Here is a 19019-nt window from a genome sequence, read left to right on the forward strand (position 1 = left end):
GCCGATCGGGGGCGCCGATGTCACTCCCACGCATGCAGCCAGCGGCTGCACGTGAGGTCGAGGACGGTCAGCGCTGCGTCCCCGCGGGCGAATGGCGAAGGCTCAGGCCTGCGGCCAGCACCCACAGCGGTACGAGGAGCAGGGGCACCGTGTAGAGGCTGAAGAGCTGCGCCGTCGCGACGAGGTACCCGGCAGCGCACATCCATCGAGGCAGCTGCCTCGTCCGCGCCGAACCTCGAGCGAGCAGGAGGACGGTGACCCCCGCGCAGAGCGCCGCCGGGACGAACATCACGACATATCCCAGCTGGGGTAGGAGCTCCCGTCCCTGTTCGATGCCCGGGTCGCCGGTGAGTCGACCGAACTCGACGCTGAGCGAGACCGTCGCGAACGCCGCGGCAGCCACACCGGCCAGCGCTGCGAAGGCTGTTGCAGCCAGGCGCGCCACGAGGTTCTCGGTGCTGCGGGAGCCAGGAGCGTCGAGGGACTGCGTCATGCGTACGACGAAGGCGATGAAGAGGAGGCCCGAGAGTGTCAGCAGGTATCCGCCCGCAGCATGCCGAAGCCGTTCGACCGAGCTGTCGAAGTAGGTGAACGACGACGCGGCATCCGCGAACGCGCCAACCACGTCCCCGAGCAAGGCGGTCGCCGATGCAGTGAAGAGGAGTGCAAACCCCACGCCCAGGAGCCTCACGACTCGGGTGTCACGGTCGCCCTGTTCCATTTTCCAATCGTCGCCCATCTGGAGCCGCGGCGCAGGGTCGCCCTGGGGTCCACAGCTGTGGCCCCACAACTGACGAAAGGCGGGCCCTGGGGAGGACGACGGGAACGGCTGCTGGCGGGACTGTTGAAGCTGCACACCGGCCATGAAAGGCGACGACATGCTTCCCACACCACGCGACGAAAGGCCACCGAGCGCCACCCTGCCGGCGCGGCGAGCGGCGAGGTTGGCCAGCGGGGCGTTCACGCTGGCCCTCATCGGGACGACCATGACGGCCTGCGGAGGGTCAGACGCCAACGCGCCGGTCGCCAAGAGCGCTACCGCGAAGGCCGAGGCGCCCACCACTGCCACCAAGGCCCCTTCGACGCCGGTCGCCGAGGTCACCTTCGTGCAGGACGCAGGAGGCGAAGGCGGTGAGTCCTCGGGACGAGTCGAGATGACGGTCATCGCTGCCTCCGGGGTTGGGGCGTCCGTGACCATCTCCTTGTTCAACGACCCGAATGCCAAGGACCCTGAGGAGGTCGTCAGGCAGACCTGGGACGGGACCAGGCTGCTCACCTTCGACTCGATGGGGGGCCCGCAGTACGTCCTCTACGAGGCAGTGAACGAACACCCCGATGCATGGAATGGTTTGGGTCTGTTGTCCAGGGAGCTGATGGGACCGACGACGGGTACCACCTGTGACGCCCTTGGTCGAGGTCGAGTCATCCTGAAGCGAGACGCGGCCGGGTACCGCTGTTCAACGGTCGCCACCGAGCAGCAAGACGGTTCCAGCGCCGACTACTGGTTCGACAAGGACACGGGAGTCCTGCTGGAGACGGGGGCCCTGCACGCAGCAACCTTCACGCAGCGTCCGAGCCCGGACAAGGCAACCTTCTCCACGACTCCTCCGGCCGGTTCACGTGCCACCGTCATCGCTGCGCGCAAACCATCGTCCGGGGGCACTGTGCAGGTGCCGCCGTTCAACCTCGCGATGCTGACCACCGGAAGGGCGACCTCGGCCACCTACGCCGGACACTCGTACGTCCTCGCATTCTTCAACTCAGACACCTACTGGGACTCGCCCGACTCCTGCGCCGGCTGCCTGTCCGCCCTCAAGAACCTCCAACAGATGACATCGAACGGCACGACGCCTCCCGTGCTCGCGGTCCAGGTGGGCGAGAGGGGCAAGCCAGGGCTCCCGCTGGTCCCACCAGGCGTCACGCTGCCGATCGCCAACGACCCCACACCCACGCTGCGGAACGCCCTTGGCCTGACCAAGCAGCTGACCATGGCCTTCGTCGGAAAGGACGGGGCCGTGAAGGTCAGCTACAACTCGGCACCGACCCCAGCGCAGCTGAGGCAGGCACTCGCCTCCATCAAGTGAAGAAGCCTGACCCGACGGCCGGCGCCCGCCCACCCGCCACAGATCTGAACGACCACTGGGAGCCACCATGCTTCGCACGCCAGTCGCACGCCTCCGGGCCCGCCGGCCCTCCTGGCGATACGGCTCACCTGCGGTCATTGGTGTGCTGACGCTGGTCCTGTGTGCGTGTGGCACGGCGCCTTCCGCCGAGGAATCCCGGGTGGAGGGGGATGTGGTGACAGGCGCGCCTCCGGATCAGTTGTCCCGGTTTGCCGCAGAACTGGCGGCTGAGGGGCGGATCGCGTACTACCTGGGGCCCAAGGCCGCGGGATACGGGTTCGACGGGATCGTCAAGATCGACAACCAGGGACCGCTGATCAACATTGAGGCCCACTACGGCCCCTGCGACCCGGGGCGCGAGGGCTACTGCGTGGCCCCGGCTTTTGTCAGCACCCAGGATTGGGAGCGGTTGCCGGCCGGCTTTCCCTGTGCGCGGCTCGAGCCCCGGCTGTCGGTGCCGACCGTGGTGCTCGACGGCCAGCTCACCCTGTTCTCCGGGCGACTGCAGCTCAAGATCGTCGACGACGCCGATCAGGACGTCCCCAACCGCCCGGTTGATCACGCCCTCGCACTGGTGGCGCAGCTGCGGACTCTCGACGGCGCGGAGCCGCTGGACCAGCTGCCTCCCCCCGCGCCAGAGGTCCTGACGTGGCTGGACCAGACCTGCCCCGCCGGGCACTGAAAGGGCCGGAGGGAGCGAGGACCGGGCCCGCGTCACGCTGCCCGCCGAGGTTGACAGCGAACACCGACAGGTCGACCTTGGGGTAGTCCGTGAGCCCAGCCAAGGAGACGGTGTGATGGCCAGCTCGATCTTCGCCAGGATCGGCACGATCAAGGGTGAGTCCCGCGATGCCAAGCACAAGGACGAGATCGAGGTCCTGTCGTGGTCGTGGGGGGTGTCCCAGTCCGGCACCGCCGGTCACGGGGGAGGGGGCGGGGCAGGCAAGGCGAGCTTCCAGGACCTCACCTTCACCCACCACGTCGACAAGGCCTCTCCGCTCCTGATGAAGGCGTGCGCCACGGGTGAGCACGTCAAGGACGCGACGATCACGGTGCGCAAGGCCGGCAAGGGCCAGCAGGAGTACCTCGTCATCACGCTGACAGACCTCCTCGTGACGAGCGTCTCCACGAGCGTCAGTGCCGAAGGGGACGCCACGATGGAGAGCGTCGGGATGTCGTTCGCAAAGGTCGACCTGGAGTACAAGCCGCAGAAGGCGGATGGCTCGCTGGAGGCTGGGATCCACTTCAAGTACGACCTCAAGACGAACAAGGCGGGCTAGCCAGGGCGCCACCGCCTGGTCCTGCCCCACCTCCCCTCGCGTGGTCCGACAACTGCCGCACGCCCACCCCGGCACTAGTCTCGGTGGGTGAGGATCCAGGAGCTCGACTGGGGCGACACCCCTTGGGGGGAGATCAGCCTTCGCCAGCGCTGGGACCGCGTGACGGAGCGGGACGTGTACGAGGTCAAGCTGGGGGACGACTTCCTCATGTCCAGCCAGTTCACCGCGGGCGAGCAGGAACTGGCGCGGATCGGCCTCGCGGCCGTGACAGGCGCGTCACTGACAGTCCTGGTGGGCGGGCTCGGGCTCGGCTACACCGCGGTGGCCGCTCTCGAGGACGACCGGGTCGCCGAGCTGACCGTGGTCGAGGCCCTTCCCATGGTCATCTCGTGGCACGAGCGCGACCTGCTGCCCGACACCCACGGACTGGCCGCCGATCCGCGCGTACGCCTGGTGCCCGACGACTTCTTCGACGTGGTGCGTTCCGGCCGCGCCGACCGCACCTATGACGCGGTGCTCGTAGACATCGACCACGCCCCCGACTGGCTGTTGCGCGACGACCATGGTGACCTCTACACGGTCGAGGGCTTCGCGCGGGTGGGCGCGATGCTTGCCGACGACGGGGCGTTCGCGCTGTGGTCCGACGAGCCACCCGAACCCGAGGTGGTGCGGCGAATGGGCGAGGCCTTCGAGCGCGCCGACGCCCATGTGGTGTCGTTCCCCAACCCGCTCACGGGCGGCGAGTCGGCCAACACCGTGTACCTGGCGGTCCGCCCGCGAAGGCTTATTCGGTTGTCGTGAGGAGTGCACCCTGAGAGGCTCGCGCCATGCAGCCCAGCGCGGTGGACCCGCCGTTCGACCAGCTCCTGGCAACCGCAGAGGCAGTCGCACAGGCACGGCCGGAGGTAGACCTCGAGATGGCTCGGGAGGTGTTCCTGGAGGCGGCGACGTTGCTCTACAACGGCCTCGCCCTCGATGGTCTGGACGAACACGACGCCGACGCCGTGGTCGCTGGACTGTGCCTCGACCTCGTTGCACCGGACCCAGGCTCGGCGGTGCGCGCGCATGCACTGGCAGCCCTGGAGGCGCCGGGGGACCTGCATGACGCGAAAGGTGTGGCCGCGGCATACGAGGTCTCGGCGAGGATCCTGCAGCTCTGAGAAGGCGCCGCGACCGTCAGGACGCCGCGACGGTCAGAACGCCGCGACCCCGGCGGTCACCGCGAGGGCCAACCCGAACGCGTAGGTTCCCATCGCGCCCGTCATGCGTGGCGCGGACTCCGACGCCAGGGTCGTGGACCTGAGCATCGAGTAGGCGTGCAGGAGGCGGGACGCGGTGGCGGCGACGATGAGCCCGTACGCCCAGGGCCCGGGCGAGAGCCATCCCACCAGCAAGAAGAGGGCGATGAGGGTCGGGACGTACTCGGTCGCGTTGCCGTGCGCCCGTTGGGCGATCAGCAGCGGGTCTGAAGGATCAGTCGGCATCTGGCTGCCGCCGCGCTTGGCTGCGTAGCCACGGTTCAGGGAGACGTTGAAGCCGAGGACGAAGATCGCGGCGGCCAGGATGGCTGAGCAGACGATGGCTGTGGTCATGACGGTGCCTTCCATGAGGTGTGGGTGAGGACGTGTGAGACCAGGTCGGCGCAGTACGTCGTGCCCAGCAGGGCGTCGGCCTTGCGCAGCGCCCCGGGTGAGGTGACGTTGACCTCGATGAGGTGGTCGCCGATGACGTCGAGGCCGACGCAACGCAGGCCGTGGGCGCGCAGGGTGGGAGCCAGGCGGTCGACGATCTCGAGGTCTCGAGGAGTGAGCTCGGCCGGCCCGTCCGGGCTGACGATCCTGAAGTCACCCGGCACCGGATGCCTGATGCTGGCACCGACAGCGACGCCGTCCAGCACGTAGATCCGCTTGTTTCCGGCCTCGACCTGCGCCAGGTAGGGCTGCGCGACCACCGCTCGAGCTCCCCCGGACGTGGAGGTCTCGATGATCGACGCGAGGTTGGGATCGTGGTGCGACAGCAGGAAGACACCGCGTCCGCTGAACCCGTCCACCGGCTTCACGACGATGCGCCCGTGCTCGGCCAGGAAGGAGCGGATCGTCTCGCCGTGCGCGGTCACGACCGTCGGTGGCACGAGGTCCGGGAAGGACAGCCCGAGCAGGTGTTCGCTGCAGGCTCGCAGGCCGCCCGGGGCGTTGACGATCGCCGTGCCGCTGAGGTCGACGTGGTCGAGCACGTAGGTCGCGGCGAGGAAGTCCAGGTCGACCGGAGGTTCCAGGCGCATGAACACTGCGCGCACGTCCTCCAACCGCACCAGCTCCTCGGGCCCGGCGTCGTACCACGGGTCCGGAACGGTCCAGCGGCACCCGGCCGCTGGGGTGGACGGCGCGAGCTTGAGCGCGCGAGCCCGGGCCACGGCGCGTCCGTCGACGATCTCGAGGTCTCGTGCCTCGGCGGCAAACACCTCCACGCCGAGCTCCTGTGCGGCGTGCATCAGTCCGACGCTCGTGTCGAGGGAGGCGTCGAGCCCGTGGAGCGGGTCGACCACGAACACGGTCCTCACGCCGCCACCTCCCCAGCGCCGACCAGGTCCAGGAGCTGGCTCGGGTCGGCCGCCTGCCACTGGTCCCAGTACGTCGGAAGCGTGGGGAGCAGCAGGTCGAGCGCGTTGCGACGCAACCGCTCGTCATACATCAGGGCCCAGATGGTGCCCAGCAGCTCGGTCGTCGGTCGCTGGGAGTCGAGGTACCGGAGCTCGAGGTACCCGCCGCGGGGGCGAACCGGCGGGAAGATCGTTCCGAGGTGGTACTGGTCGTCCTCTGCCTCCGGGATCGGCAACCGCTCGGCGGCACAGGCGAACGCGGCATACGCGCCGATGTGGTCGTGCACGTCCAGGTGGCGGCCGTCGTAGCCGGTCCTGGCCGGGTCGATCCCCTGCCAGATGCGGGTGCGCTCGAGCGAGCCGCCGAAGGCCGCCACCAAGGCCGGCCCGGCGAGGTTGGCGACCAGCCACTGCTCGCGACCGGCGGGGCCGGGCACCAGGTCCACACAGACCTGCAACGAGGCGGTCAGTCGCATCATCCGCCGTCCCGAGTCGCCGGTGCGGTCGAACAGGTCCTGCATCGCCAGGTATCGCGGCGTCGGCAGGGCGAGGGGAACCTGCGCCAGGGAGCGCCAGGGGTCCACGCCGGTCAGCGCGACCTCCGTGGCCTCGGCGCTGTCGGCGACGCTGCCCAGGCTCCAGTCGACCTCTCGGATCAGCGCCTCGACGGAGGTCCGCGGCGGCAGGCTCAGCTCGAGCTGGCCGCCGGGCTCGTATGACGGGTGGCCGCGTTCGGCGAGCTGCTCATCGATGCGGGGCGTGCCGAGGACGTGCATCTCGAGCTCCACGCCGATCCGTCGCGGCCCGTGGGTGGGGCTGAACGCCCGAATCACTGCTTCCCTCATCGGTCCTTCTCCATTTCATCGCAGTTGCACTGCGGTCAATTACCGTTAGAGTGGCCCTCGTGGCCGACCCTGTCAAGAGGCATTACCGCTCGCCCGCCCGCACGGCCGCGGCCGAGGAGACACGCGCTCGCATCCGCCAGGCAGCGCTGGACCTCTTCGTCGAGCGCGGGTTCCAGGGGACGACGCTCAAGGACGTCGCTGACCGCGCAGGTGTGGGAGAGCGAACCCTCTATGACGGCTTCGGCACCAAGCTCGGCCTGCTCCGGCACACGATCGCCATGCTGACGATGGGTGACGAGTCCCGGGTGCGGGCGGTCGACCGGCCCGAGGCGGTCGCCGCGCGGTCCATCGACGACCCGCGCGAGGCGCTGGCCGCTCACCTCAAGGGCGCGACCGACCTGATGAACCGGGCCGGCGACCTCATCCTGATGGGCGACTCCGTGCCGGGTGTCGACCCCGGCCTGGCACGCACCGTCACCCGCGGCAACGAGGCCGCCTACGAGCTCAACCTCCGGCTGGCGCAGCGGTTCCACGACCGAGGTGAGCTCCGACCGGGCCTGGGCGCTGCGGACGCCGCGGACATCATGTACACCCTCACGTCTCCCGGGGTGTTCCGCACGCTGCGGCGGATGCGGCGGTGGAGCCAGCGCCGGTACTACGAGTGGGTCCGGTCCACCGCGACCCAGCAGCTGCTCAGGGACGGCGACGAGTGACCTTCGCCATGCACGTTCGGCGCGTGAGACTGGCTGACGGCACTCGCCCACATGAGACAGACTCTGGCTCATGACAATTGAGGAGTCGGTTGCCAGCGAGATCCTCCAGGTCGCCCGTGAGCAGGTGCTCGAGCGCGGTGAGCCCCTGTCCTACGGCCAGATCCTCGACGTGCTGAGGACGCCGGACGACCAGCTCGAGGAGCTCTTGGCCCTTGCCCACGAGGTCCGGCTCCAGTTCAACGGACCCGAGGTCGAGGTCGAGGGCATCGTCTCCATCAAGACCGGCGGTTGCCCCGAGGACTGCCACTTCTGCAGCCAGTCCGGCCAGTTCAGCTCGCCGGTGCGCTCGGTGTGGCTCGACATCCCCGAGCTGGTGCGCGCGGCGCGCCAGACCCGTGAGACGGGGGCGAGCGAGTTCTGCATCGTGGCCGCGGTGCGCGGGCCGGACGCGCGCCTGATGGCCCAGATGCGACAGGGCGTGGCGGCGATCAAGGCGGAGGTCGACATCCAGGTGGCCGCCTCGCTGGGCATGCTCAGGCAGGACCAGGTGGACGACCTGGTCGACATGGGCGTGCACCGGTACAACCACAACCTCGAGGCCGGGCGCTCGTTCTTCCCGCAGGTCGTGACCACGCACTCGTTCGAGGAGCGGTGGGACACCTGCCTCATGGTGAAGGAGTCCGGCATGGAGCTCTGCTGCGGCGGGCTCGTCGGCATGGGCGAGACGCTCGAGCAGCGCGCCGAGCTGGCCGCCCAGCTGGGCGAGCTGGCCCCGCACGAGGTGCCGCTCAACTTCCTCAACCCGCGTCCCGGCACCCCTTTCGGCGACCTGCCGGTCATGGACTCGGGCGACGCCTTGCGCACGATTGCCGCGTTCCGTCTCGCTCTGCCGCGCACCATCCTGCGTTACGCCGGCGGGCGCGAGCTCACCCTGGGCGACCTCGGCACCCGTGACGGCCTGCTCGGCGGGATCAACGCCGTCATCGTCGGCAACTACCTCACCACGCTCGGCCGGGACCCGAAGGAAGACCTCAGCCTGCTCGCGGAGCTCGAGATGCCGATCAAGGCGTTGAGCGAGACGTTCTGAGAGCGGGACGGGTATGCCGGGCGAGGACCCTTGGTGCGGCCGCTGCGGCCGGGCGCGGGAGGAGGCGGACCACTCCGCCTGCGACCGTGCCCTCGCGCTGGAGCCGCCTCGGTTCTGTGGTCAGTGCCGTCGGCGGATGAAGGTGCAGGTCCTTCCTCGGGGCTGGTCCGCGCAGTGTGCAGTGCATGGAGAGATTCGCGCTGATGGTTGACGCGATGACAGACCGCGACCGTTTGATGGCTTTCGATCGGGACCATGTCTGGCACCCGTACTCGTCCGCCGGGACCGCCTCCGCGGCATACCTCGTGGAGTCGGCGTCGGGCGTCCGGCTGTCGCTGCGTATGCCGGACGGTTCAGGACTGGACGCCATCGACGCGATGTCGTCGTGGTGGTGTGCGATCCACGGCTATGCCGTGCCACAGCTCGACGAGGCAGCGCGCGCACAGCTCGGCCGGATGAGTCACGTGATGTTCGGTGGCCTGACTCATGAGCCGGCGGTCAGGTTGGCCGAGCGGCTCGTGGCGCTGACCCCACCCGCCCTGCAGCGGGTGTTCTTCGCGGACTCGGGCTCGGTGTCCGTGGAGGTGGCGATGAAGATGGCCCTGCAGTTCCACGTCGGCGCCGGCACCAGGCGCACTCGTTTCTTCACGATCCGTGGTGGTTACCACGGGGACACGTTCTCCCCGATGTCGGTGACSGACCCGGTCGGGGGTATGCACTCGCTGTTCACCGGCMTMCTCCCSSAGCACGTCTTCGCGCCCATTCCCCCGGCCGGYRTCGACGTCCCGGCTGACGATCCGGCSATGGCGGCSTGGGAGCGGGAGACCCGCAGCCTCTACGCGGCGCACGCGCACGAGGTTGCCGCCGTCATCCTGGAGCCGCTGCTCCAGGGCGCGGGCGGGATGCGGTTCCACAGCCCGCACGTGGTGCAGGTGCTGGCCGAGCTGGCGCGCGAGCACGGTGCGTTGGTGATCTTCGACGAGATCGCCACCGGGTTCGGCCGCACCGGCACCATGTTCGCCATGGAGCGTGCCGCGGTCGTCCCGGACATCCTGTGCGTCGGGAAGGCCCTGACCGGCGGCTACCTGTCGCTGGCGGCGGTGTTGTGCACCGACGCGGTAGCCGAGGGCGTGAGCAGCGAACGGGCCGGGGGCGCGTTGATGCACGGGCCGACCTTCATGGCCAACCCGTTGGCCTGCGCGGTCGCCCTGGCCAGTCTCACCCTGTTGCAGGACAACGACTTCGCCACCCAGGTGACCAACCTGGAGACCGGACTGACCACCGGCCTCAAACCCGCAGAGGACCTTCACGCTGTGGCCGAGGTCCGCGTCCTCGGCGGAGTCGGCGTGATCCAGCTGCGAGAACCGGCCCGCGTCGCCGAGCTCACCGCCGCGGCACTGGAGCGAGGTGTGTGGATCAGACCGTTCCGCGACCTCGTCTACACGATGCCGCCCTACGTCACGACCCCCGAAGACCTGACCGCCATCTGCGACGCCATGGTGCAGGCCGTCGCCACGGTCCACGGCTGAGGATGATGCACCGGTGAGCACGTTCCTCGACTGGCTGGCCGACCGAGCCACCAACCGTGACCGTCAGGGGCTGCGCCGCGAGGTCAGGCCGTTCAAGTCCGGTGAGCTGGTCGACCTCGCGGGCAACGACTACCTGGGACTGCGCCGCCACCCGGCCGTGATCGCTGGCGCCATCGCCGCCGCCGAGACCTACGGCGGTGGGGCCGGAGCGTCCCGGCTCGTCACCGGCACCCTCGAGATCCACGAGGAGCTGGAGCGTGCCCTGTGCCTGCTCACCGGGGCGCCGTCGGCGCTGGTGCTGTCGACGGGGTATCACGCCAACCTGGCGGTCCTCACCTCGTTGGCCGACCCCGACACCCTCATCGTCTCCGACGCCCACGCCCACGCCTCCCTCATCGACGGAGCCCGCCTGAGCCGGGGCACCGTCACCGTCAGCCGCCACAACGACCTCGACCACGTCCGCGAGCTGCTCGCGGAACGCACGCAGCCGCGGGCGATCGTCGTGGTGGAGTCGGTCTACTCGGTCCTCGGCGACGCGGCGCCGTTGAGGGACCTCGCTGAGCTCGCCGAGGAGTTCGACGCCGTTCTCCTGGTTGACGACGCGCACGGTCTCGGCGTGGTGGGCGAGCGAGGTGAGGGTGGGCCCGCCAAGGCCGGTATCACCGCCAGCGCCCACGTCGTGGTGACGGTGACGTTGTCGAAATCGCTTGCAGCCCAAGGCGGGGCGGTCCTGGCCCACGAGGCCGTGCGCGAACACCTGGTCAACACGGCGCGCCCGTTCATCTACGACACCGGGCTCGCTCCGGCCGCCGCCGGCGCCGCCCTCGGGGCCCTCGACGTGCTGGCCGCAAGCGTCCACCTACCCGCCGCGACCCGGGCGAACTCCGCACTGCTCGCCGAAGCCTGCGGGGTCGTGACACCGGCGGGCGCGGTCCTGTCAGTCACCATGCCGGGGCCAGCCGAAGCACTCGCAGCCGTCGCCCACGCCGAGCAGCAAGGCATACGCATCGGCTGCTTCCGGCCACCATCCACGCCGGACGGCAGCTCCCGACTTCGGCTGACCGCTCACGCCGACCACGGTCCCGACGTGCTGAACCACGCCCTCGAGGTCCTCCGCGGACTGGTGACCCATGTCTGAGCCACTCTCCCTGCCCGAGGTCGTCCTCGTCACGGGCACCAGCACAGGCGTCGGGAAGACCGTGGTCACCGCCGCTCTCACCGTGATGCTGCGCCGACGCGGAGCAACCGTCGCTGTGGTGAAGCCGTTGCAGACCGGTGTGACCGACGACGAGAACGGCGACCTCCAGGTCGTCCAGCAGCTGCTCGGCGAGGATGCAGGGGTCACCTTCCACGAGTTCGTTCGGCTGCGCGCGCCGCTCGCACCGGACGCGGCAGCACGAGTGCAGGAAATCACCCTGCCTTCGGTCGCCGAGCACGCACAGGCCATTGAGGCGATCGCGGGCGACGTCGGCTTCGTGCTCGTGGAGGGAGCCGGCGGGCTACTCGTCCGCCTCGACAGCCAAGGAGGGACCTTGGCCGACATCGGAACCGCGCTGCACTCCAACGGAATCAGCATCGGGTACGTCCTCGTGGCCAGTCCAAGCCTTGGGACCCTGAACCACACCGCCCTCACCGCCGAAGCCCTCGCCTCCCGATACCTCCCCCTGCTCGGCGTCGTGGTCGGGTCGTACCCAGCAGAGCCAGGCCTTGCCGAGCAGTCGAACCTTCTCGACCTGCCGCGGGTAGCCAACGCCCCCCTGCTCGGGAACCTGCCCAACGGTGCGGTCGGCCTGCCCGTCACGGAGTTTGCTGACAGGACGGCCGAATGGCTTTTCGGGACCTAGACCGGAGTCCCGACGTTCTCCACGACGCACCTCCACGAGCTCTTCTTGAGGGCTACGAAGGACCGTTTGCGGCGGCGTCCGTCATTCGCGACGACATGGCTCACTTCCCTCACACAGCCTCTCGGCGTGCAAACGTTGTACAACCGCGTCTCTTGGTACTCTTCCAAACCTTCGCCGCTCCCCTCTCGCCCCATCCCGGACTGCTTCAACCCACCGAAGGGCGCGGCCGCGTTCGATGGCACGCCTTGGTTGATGCCGACGAGGCAGGTCTGTAGTGAATCAGCGACGTTGAGCGCCCTGTCCAGGTTCTCCGTGAACCCATAGCCCGCGAGCCCGAACTCTGTCGCGTTCGGGCTGGGTGGCCTCGGGTGCTTCACCGAGGGCTGTCCGAATAGCGGCGGGGTTCCAGCCGTGCCCTCGCGGGTCAAACTGCGATGCCGCGCAGTGAACGAGCAATGAATGTGATCAGAATGCAGGCTGCGATCAGAGCCGTGGCTGCAATCATCCAAGCAGTCGAAAACGAGTAGTGCGCCGCGATGAACCCGAAGCTTAGCGGGCCGAATACTGCACCTGAGTGCTGGCCGAACTGCATTTTGCCGGCAGCACTCGCCGCGAGTGACTGGTGCGTCGCAAGGGTTGCGAACATCAACAGACCTGGCCAGGCGAGCCCGATGCCGAATGCCGTCAGCGTTGCCCCCACGAGCAAGGAGGCGCCATGCCCTAGTGCGAGCATGACCATGCTCGCAGCGAGCACGACCTGGAGCGCCGCCGACAACCGCAAGTGCACCAGCGGATTCGGAATGCGGTCGGAAATCGCACCGACGAGGACGCGTGACACGATCCCGAACCAGCCGGCCAGCGCTAGCACGCTTGTCGCGACCTCCGGCGACTGCCCTTGCGCGATGAGGCCCTCGACGAGGAACGGTGTCACTACGGCTGCACCGCATGATCCGAGCAGGCCGGCGAGGCCCAACAGCCAAAGGGTCCCTCGGCTGCCCGGTCTGGTCGGTCGCTGCCACGGCTCTTCGACTAGGCGCTCGACACTGACCACCGACGCCCCTCGAATCGACAGGCCGGCAGCGATGGAGATGCCGGCGATCACCCACAGAACGTGGCGCCAACCCAGGTAGTCACCGGCGACGAGGTAGGCACCGAGTCCTGCGAGAGCGGCTGCACTCGGCAGTCCCGCCGTCCGCAACCCGAAGGCGAGCCCCCTTCGGCGCGGCGTCACCGTCGACATGATCGTCAAACTGATGGCAACCGCCGTGATGCCATTCAATGTCCCGCCAGCCAGAGTTGCCGCGTAGACGGTGTTCCGTGACTGGCTCATGGCGAGACCAACAGCCACCAGGGCGGTGCCAAACAGGCCGTAACGTACCACTGGGGGGGCCCCGAATCGCCGCACTACTGCACCACTCAGACCAGAGACGAGCGCGGAGGAGAGGAAGAATGCCGCGAACGCGGTTCCGATATCAGACTGGGACAACGCGAAGTCATCGCGGATCGCGAAGGCCAGCGGCCCCAAGATGACTGGCGGGAGCACCATCACCAGCGCCACGGTTCCCGGGAAGTGGATTAGACCGAACAGTTCACCGGTCGCGCTGCGCATCGTGCCGGTGCCGGCCGTTGGAGACGGTACGCCGGCGCCGCCCTGACCCTGGTCGCGGTGCGCGTCACCGGGCCAACTCATGTGAACGCCAATCGGTCCAGGCGCCGTAGCAGTCGTGCGCGCAGCCCGCCGGCCTCGAGCCGAACGTGTGCCTCGCCTACGTCTGCCATCGTCAACGCCTTCGCGACCCGCGGCGTCAGCTCGCGCTTTGCCGCACGGTCCGGTAGCCACGGCAACGCGGCCGTGCAGCGGGGGTGCTGGACCACTGACACCGCGGGTGCGACGTACGCCACACAATGCCGGACGAGACGCTGGACCTCGGTTCCGATGAGCGCCGTGTCGACCGCCTCGGCCACCCCGAACGAGAATTTGCTCCGCCCCGCCGCGGACAGGTCGCAACCACGCCGGGTGACAGCATCGGCACCGAGCCGGCGTACGAGACGTCCATCGTGTCCGCTGCGACCACAAACACGCAGGTGCGTCACTTCGGTGCCATCCGCAGTGCGCCGTCTATGCGGACGACTTCACCGTTAATGTAGTCGTGTTCGACGAGGAAGGCCGCCAGGTGGGCGTACTCGTCGGGGCGGCCCAGGCGACGGGGAAAGGTGACGCCAGCGGCGAGTGCGTCGCGGTATTCGTCGGAGACCGTTGCGAGCATCGGCGTTTCCATGACACCGGGCGCGATGGTGTTGACCCGAATGCCACGTTGGGCGAGGTCGCGGGCGGCGGCGATGGTGAGCCCGATGATTCCGGCCTTGGATGAGGCATAGGCTGCCTGCCCGATTTGGCCCTCGTACCCGGCGATGCTGGCAGTGTTGATGATGACGCCCCGCTGGCCATCAGCTGTTGGTGCGGTGGCGGCGATTCGTCCAGCCGCAAGTGTCATGACGTTGAAGGTGCCAATGAGATTGATCTGCACGACCTTGGCGTACAGTTCCAAATCGTGCGGCCCTCGGCTGGACAGGATTCGTGCCGAGGGAGCGACTCCGGCGCAGTTCACCACGATGCGCAGCGGTGGGGCGTCTGCCGTTGCCTCGCCGAGTGCCCGCGAGATGACTTCGGGGTCGGTCACGTCAACAGTCGCGAAGGTGAAGCCTCCACCGGAGCGCTCCTCGGGGAGGGGAGGTGCAAGATCGAATCCGACGACGTGAGCTCCTCTGGACGCAAGGTGAGCGGCTGTCGCGGCGCCCAGGCCAGACGCGGCACCAGTGACGACGGCGGTTGTTCCGCAAATCTCCACGGGATCCCCTTTCTCAGATCGTGACGATGGGACCGCTGTTGTCGCGGTCGAGATGGCGGCCGATGACCAAGCGCTGAATCTGGTTGGTACCTTCGAAGATCTGCATCACCTTGGCTTCGCGCATGTAGCGCTCGACGGAGAACTCCTTGGTGTAGCCCGCGCCGCCGAGAACCTGGACCGCGTCGGTGGTGACCTTCATGGCGGTATCGGTGGCGACGAGCTTGGCGATCGATGCTTCGCGGCTGTAGGGGAGTCCGGCGTCCTTGAGTCGGGCGGCATGGTGAAGGGCCGCGCGCGCCGCGACGGTGCCCGCTTCCATGTCGGCGATGATGAAGCTCAGCCCCTGGTGGTCGATGATCCGCTTCCCGAAGGTGTATCGCTGCTGGGCATAGGAGAGGGCGGCATCCAGTGCTCGTTGAGCAAGACCGGTGGCGACCGCGGCGATGCCGAGGCGCCCGGCGTCGAGTCCGGCCAAGGCGATCGTGAGACCGTCGCCCTCGGCGCCGAGGCGACGTTCAACTGGGACTCGGACCCCCTCTAGGCGCAGCCCTGAGGTGGTGGATCCGGTGAGACCCATCTTCTTCTCGGGTGCGTCTGCGATCAGCCCCGGGGTGTCGGCCGGCAGGAGGAAGCAGGAGATCCCGCTGCTGTCGCCGGGGATTCCGCTGGTGCGGGCCATGACCTTATAAAAGTCGGCCCTACCGCCGTGGGTTACCCAGGCCTTCGAACCGTTGAGGACGTAGTCGTCGCCGTCGAGGCGGGCGGTGGCTGCCATGGCGGCGGGGTCGGAGCCGGCGTGTGTCTCGGACAAACTGTACGCGCCGAGGAGGTCACCACCGAGCATGTCGGGCAGCCACCGCTGCTGCTGCTCCTCGGTGCCCCGCGTGACGAGGCCGAAGCACGAGAGTGCGTGAACGGATACCCCGACGCCCACTGAGGCCCAGACGGAACCGATCTCTTCCAGCACCTGGACGTAGATCTCGTATGGCAGGCCGGAGCCGCCGACCTCTTCGGGGTACGGCAGGCCGAGGATCCCGGTCTTGCCAAGCATCCGGAACACATCGCGTGGGAATGCCTCGTCGGCCTCGGCCTGGGCGGCGCGAGGGGCGAGCTCGTTCGTGGCGATGGTGCGGACCAGCTTCACGAAGTCCGCGTGCTCACGTGAGCGAAAGGTTCGACGGGCAGGCATAGTTGGCCTCCTGATAGCGGGCGGCAAGGGCTGGATGTTTCGTGGTGCAGGGTGCGGGCCCGACTCAGAGATTGATCATGTGACCTTCGATTCCGTGGAAGGCTTCCTGCAGTGACTCGCGGCCAGATCGAAGGTGATCCCCCTCTCCGAGTCCCCTGTGGTCACCCGGAGTTCATGCGGGCCGGTGAACGTGGCGCGTCCGTCTACTTCGGTGATCCTGTTCTTGCGCATCAGGAAGTGGACGCCTTTGGCCCGACCACCGGCGACGTCGCGGCTTCGTTGATGGGCGATGCCGTATTCGAAGGTGACGTCTCCACCGATGCCGAAGATGAAAGCCTGGTGGCGGTAAATGTGGGCGAGTTCGGCGTTGCGCAGCAGGGCCTTGCAGGGGATACACCCGACGTTGAGGCAGACGCCACCCCAGTACTTCTCCTCGATGAGAGCCACCGTCTTGCCAAGCTGGGATGCCCGGATGGCGGCGACGTGGCCGCCGGGTCCGGCGCCAATGACCACGATGCCGAACCGGTTCTTCTCACCTGCGCCGGTCGTGTCGGTGGAGTGTCTCGTGGTGGGTTTGGTCATCACAGCACCGACAGCCCTGGCTCGGCGAGGACTGCTGCCGTGTCGGCGAGCACCTGGGAACCCTCGGCGCCATCGAGCACGCGGTGGTCGAAAGACAGGGCGAGTTGGAGGATCGAGCGAGGCTCGATCCTCTCTCCGTCGGCGTCCTCGACGACCCAAGGCCGTCGACGGATGGCTCCGACAGCTAGGATCGCGGTCTCGCCGGGGTTCAAAATTGGTGTTCCGGTGTCGACGCCGAACACCCCGACGTTGGTGATGGTACTGCTTCCGCCAGCCATCGCTTCGGGCGGCGTCTTTCCCTCGCGCGCCGCTACTGCCAGATCGTTGATGGCAGTGGCCAATTCGCAGAGGCCCATCGAGTCGGCAGACCGGATGTTGGGCACCATGAGTCCTCGCGGAGTCGCCGCGGCGATGCCAAGGTTGATGCCGGCCGGGATGACGATCTCCTGGGCGGCTTCGTCCCAACGCGCCGTGGCCATCGGGACCCTGGCCAGGGCGCGGAGGTAGGAGAATGCGACGAACGCCAGCGGCGTGAGCTTGATGTCGCGGAACTCGCGACGCCGTTGGATCGTCTCGCGAAGCTCGAGGGTCTTGGTCAGGTCGACGGTGACGAACTCGGTCACGTGAGGCGCAGTGAACGCAGAGGCCACCATGGCCGCCGCAGTGTGCTTGCGCACACCCTTGATCGGGATGCGGGTCTCTGTTGCGGTCGTAGTGACCGCTGAACCGGCTACGCCCATTCCGACCACGGCCTGGATTGGTGAAGATCCGGTTTCGGAGGCGGCGATTACGTCAGCTCGAACGACGATCCCGTCGGCGCCGGTAGGAACGACGGCGGCTAGGTCGACCCCGAGGACCTTGGCGAGCTTGCGCACCGGAGGTTTGGCCTTGGGCTGTGACCGCTGCGACTCAGCGGTAACCGTGGCGGCGAGGCGATCAGGTGCGGCAGGCCTAGCTGCGCTGTGGTCTGCCGGCGACGCAGCTGGTTCGCCACGGCGACGCCGGCTTTTGCCCGAGTCCTTTGCGCCATACCCGACCAGCAGCTTCGGCTCGTCCTTGGCCCGCCCGGCCGAGGGCTCGGCAGTGACCTCCGGCTTGGGTCCAATTCGGTCAGCCCCCCCTGCCGTGCGGATCGCAATGATCGCCGATCCCACTTGCACGGTCTCCCCGACACTTGCGACGAGCTCGACCACCTCGCCGGCGTAAGGGGAGGGGAGCTCGACGACCGACTTTGCGGTCTCGATGTCGACGATGATCTGGTTGACGGTAACTGTGTCGCCGACAGCGACGTGCCAGGCGACGATATCGGCTTCGGTGAGGCCTTCGCCGACATCGGGCAGTGGGAACGTCTGCAGGTTCGTGGCGGTGCTCGTGGTCACGGTGTGCTCCAGGGAGAGGCGAGGGGCGGCACGGGGAGGGTCAGTAGGTGAGGCTCCGGTCGCAAGCTTCGAGGAGCCGGTCGACGTTCGGCAGCCAGTCCTCTTCGAGCCGGCTCGGCGGGTACGGGGTGTCGTACCCGGTGACCCGGAGGATTGGCGCCTCGAGCTCGTAGAACGCCTGTGCCTGGATGCGCGTTGCCAGTTCTCCGCCAATGCCACCGGTCTGCGAAGCCTCGTGGGCGATCACCAGGCGGCCGGTGCGGCGAACCGACTCGACCACCGTGCCGTCGTCGATGGGCGACAAGGACCGCAGGTCGATGACCTCGATCTCACGGCCTTCCTCCGCTAGGGTGGCGGCGGTCTTCAGAGCGATCGGCACGAGGGCTCCGTAGGTCACCAGTGTGAGGTCGTTGCCGGCACGGACAATCCGCGCCTTGTCCATGTCGAACGAGGCGGCGGTGAGATCCACCTCAGCCTTGGACCAGTAGGAACGCTTCGGCTCGAGGAAGATCACGGGATCCTCCGACCGGATTGCCTGACCGAGCATGTCGTAGGCGTCATGGGAGTTCGACGGGCACAGGACCCGCAGGCCTGGAGTGTGGGCGAAATAGGCCTCCGGGGACTCGCTGTGGTGCTCGATGGCTCCGATACCGCCACCGACTGGGATGCGGATGACGACCGGGAGCGAGACCCGACCCTCGGAACGGTGACGGTATTTCGCCAACTGTGTGATGATCTGGTTCATCGCCGGAAACACGAAGCCGTCGAACTGGATCTCGCACACGGGCCGGTAGCCAGCCAGGGCGAGGCCGACCGCGCTGCCGACGATGCCGGCCTCGCCCAACGGGGAGGTCACGACACGCTCCTCGCCGAAGTCCTTCTGGAGGCCGTCGGTGATACGGAAGACACCGCCGAGCTGGCCGATGTCCTCGCCGATCAGCAGAACCTTGTCGTCCGCCTCCAACGCATTACGCAGGCTCGCGTTCAGAGCATGGGCCAT

General features: G+C 68.1%; 21 protein-coding genes and 1 pseudogene. 11 read left to right on the forward strand and 11 right to left on the reverse strand.

The window, feature by feature from the left end; translation table 11 throughout:
* Positions 1 to 67: 67 nt before the first annotated feature.
* Positions 68 to 676, reverse strand: coding sequence for a hypothetical protein (locus AC1DXJ_RS08575; RefSeq protein ID WP_477636830.1), 609 nt, complete (start codon positions 674 to 676; stop codon positions 68 to 70).
* A gap of 202 nt (positions 677 to 878) precedes the next feature.
* On the opposite strand from AC1DXJ_RS08575, the gene AC1DXJ_RS08580 reads away from it, so the two are divergent.
* From AC1DXJ_RS08580 to AC1DXJ_RS08600, 5 genes are all read left to right on the forward strand, one after another.
* Positions 879 to 2084: a hypothetical protein gene (locus tag AC1DXJ_RS08580; RefSeq protein ID WP_477636831.1), complete on the forward strand. Its 1206-nt coding sequence runs from the start codon at positions 879 to 881 to the stop codon at positions 2082 to 2084.
* A 142-nt stretch (positions 2085 to 2226) separates the two neighbouring features.
* Entirely contained in the window at positions 2227 to 2805 is a 579-nt protein-coding gene (locus AC1DXJ_RS08585) for a hypothetical protein (protein ID WP_477636832.1), read from the forward strand.
* A 115-nt stretch (positions 2806 to 2920) separates the two neighbouring features.
* Positions 2921 to 3403, forward strand: a complete 483-nt coding sequence (locus AC1DXJ_RS08590) for an Hcp family type VI secretion system effector (RefSeq protein ID WP_477636833.1) — start codon at positions 2921 to 2923, stop codon at positions 3401 to 3403.
* An 87-nt stretch (positions 3404 to 3490) separates the two neighbouring features.
* A complete protein-coding gene (locus AC1DXJ_RS08595; protein ID WP_477636834.1) occupies positions 3491 to 4204 on the forward strand; it encodes a spermidine synthase in 714 nt (237 codons plus the stop codon).
* Positions 4205 to 4230: 26 nt separating this feature from the next.
* Positions 4231 to 4563 (forward strand): hypothetical protein, encoded by a 333-nt coding sequence (locus AC1DXJ_RS08600; RefSeq protein WP_477615113.1) that lies wholly within the window; start codon positions 4231 to 4233, stop codon positions 4561 to 4563.
* Between the two features lie 33 nt (positions 4564 to 4596).
* On the opposite strand, the gene AC1DXJ_RS08605 is transcribed toward AC1DXJ_RS08600, so the two are convergent.
* The 3 genes from AC1DXJ_RS08605 to AC1DXJ_RS08615 are packed head-to-tail and all read right to left on the reverse strand — an operon-like array spanning position 4597 to position 6847.
* Positions 4597 to 4995: an MAPEG family protein gene (locus AC1DXJ_RS08605; RefSeq protein WP_477632559.1), complete on the reverse strand. Its 399-nt coding sequence runs from the start codon at positions 4993 to 4995 to the stop codon at positions 4597 to 4599.
* On the reverse strand, positions 4992 to 5963 hold the full coding sequence (gene gshB, locus AC1DXJ_RS08610) for a glutathione synthase (RefSeq protein WP_477632560.1): 972 nt from the start codon (positions 5961 to 5963) through the stop codon (positions 4992 to 4994). Before gshB ends, AC1DXJ_RS08605 begins: the two co-directional genes overlap by 4 nt.
* Positions 5960 to 6847: a glutamate-cysteine ligase family protein gene (locus AC1DXJ_RS08615; protein ID WP_477636835.1), complete on the reverse strand. Its 888-nt coding sequence runs from the start codon at positions 6845 to 6847 to the stop codon at positions 5960 to 5962. Before AC1DXJ_RS08615 ends, gshB begins: the two co-directional genes overlap by 4 nt.
* Positions 6848 to 6906: 59 nt before the next feature.
* Between AC1DXJ_RS08615 and AC1DXJ_RS08620 the strand changes: the two genes are divergently transcribed.
* The 6 genes from AC1DXJ_RS08620 (at position 6907) to bioD (ending at position 12020) form a co-directional block, all read left to right on the forward strand.
* The gene (locus AC1DXJ_RS08620) at positions 6907 to 7560 is read left to right on the forward strand and encodes a TetR/AcrR family transcriptional regulator (protein ID WP_477636836.1); all 654 of its coding nucleotides are present in this window, start codon (positions 6907 to 6909) and stop codon (positions 7558 to 7560) included.
* A gap of 70 nt (positions 7561 to 7630) precedes the next feature.
* Positions 7631 to 8647 (forward strand): biotin synthase BioB, encoded by a 1017-nt coding sequence (gene bioB / locus AC1DXJ_RS08625; protein ID WP_477636837.1) that lies wholly within the window; start codon positions 7631 to 7633, stop codon positions 8645 to 8647.
* Between the two features lie 13 nt (positions 8648 to 8660).
* On the forward strand, positions 8661 to 8858 hold the full coding sequence (gene bsaP / locus AC1DXJ_RS08630) for a biotin synthase auxiliary protein BsaP (protein ID WP_477636838.1): 198 nt from the start codon (positions 8661 to 8663) through the stop codon (positions 8856 to 8858).
* A gap of 25 nt (positions 8859 to 8883) precedes the next feature.
* A complete protein-coding gene (locus tag AC1DXJ_RS08635) occupies positions 8884 to 10176 on the forward strand; it encodes an adenosylmethionine--8-amino-7-oxononanoate transaminase (RefSeq protein WP_477636839.1) in 1293 nt (430 codons plus the stop codon).
* 13 nt (positions 10177 to 10189) lie between these two features.
* Entirely contained in the window at positions 10190 to 11314 is a 1125-nt protein-coding gene (locus AC1DXJ_RS08640; protein WP_477636840.1) for an 8-amino-7-oxononanoate synthase, read from the forward strand.
* On the forward strand, positions 11307 to 12020 hold the full coding sequence (gene bioD / locus AC1DXJ_RS08645) for a dethiobiotin synthase (RefSeq protein ID WP_477636841.1): 714 nt from the start codon (positions 11307 to 11309) through the stop codon (positions 12018 to 12020). The genes AC1DXJ_RS08640 and bioD overlap by 8 nt, the downstream gene beginning before the upstream one ends.
* Here bioD and AC1DXJ_RS08650 read toward each other — a convergent pair.
* The 7 genes and pseudogenes from AC1DXJ_RS08650 to AC1DXJ_RS08680 form a co-directional block, all read right to left on the reverse strand.
* A complete protein-coding gene (locus AC1DXJ_RS08650) occupies positions 12017 to 12397 on the reverse strand; it encodes an aldehyde dehydrogenase family protein (RefSeq protein ID WP_477636842.1) in 381 nt (126 codons plus the stop codon). The genes bioD and AC1DXJ_RS08650 overlap by 4 nt on opposite strands.
* Positions 12398 to 12444: 47 nt before the next feature.
* Positions 12445 to 13710, reverse strand: coding sequence for an MFS transporter (locus AC1DXJ_RS08655; protein ID WP_477623906.1), 1266 nt, complete (start codon positions 13708 to 13710; stop codon positions 12445 to 12447).
* A 400-nt stretch (positions 13711 to 14110) separates the two neighbouring features.
* Positions 14111 to 14869 (reverse strand): SDR family NAD(P)-dependent oxidoreductase, encoded by a 759-nt coding sequence (locus AC1DXJ_RS08660; RefSeq protein ID WP_477623905.1) that lies wholly within the window; start codon positions 14867 to 14869, stop codon positions 14111 to 14113.
* 13 nt (positions 14870 to 14882) lie between these two features.
* Positions 14883 to 16058, reverse strand: coding sequence for an acyl-CoA dehydrogenase family protein (locus tag AC1DXJ_RS08665; RefSeq protein WP_477623904.1), 1176 nt, complete (start codon positions 16056 to 16058; stop codon positions 14883 to 14885).
* Positions 16059 to 16184: 126 nt separating this feature from the next.
* Positions 16185 to 16640 (reverse strand): annotated as a pseudogene (locus AC1DXJ_RS08670) (FAD-dependent oxidoreductase); the annotation flags it as partial.
* Entirely contained in the window at positions 16640 to 18019 is a 1380-nt protein-coding gene (locus AC1DXJ_RS08675; RefSeq protein WP_477636843.1) for a dihydrolipoamide acetyltransferase family protein, read from the reverse strand. The gene AC1DXJ_RS08675 and the pseudogene AC1DXJ_RS08670, both read right to left, overlap by 1 nt.
* Positions 18020 to 18059: 40 nt before the next feature.
* The gene (locus AC1DXJ_RS08680; RefSeq protein ID WP_477636844.1) at positions 18060 to 19019 is read right to left on the reverse strand and encodes an alpha-ketoacid dehydrogenase subunit beta; all 960 of its coding nucleotides are present in this window, start codon (positions 19017 to 19019) and stop codon (positions 18060 to 18062) included.

It is taken from the genome of Pedococcus sp. P2_D9 (assembly GCF_056404275.1).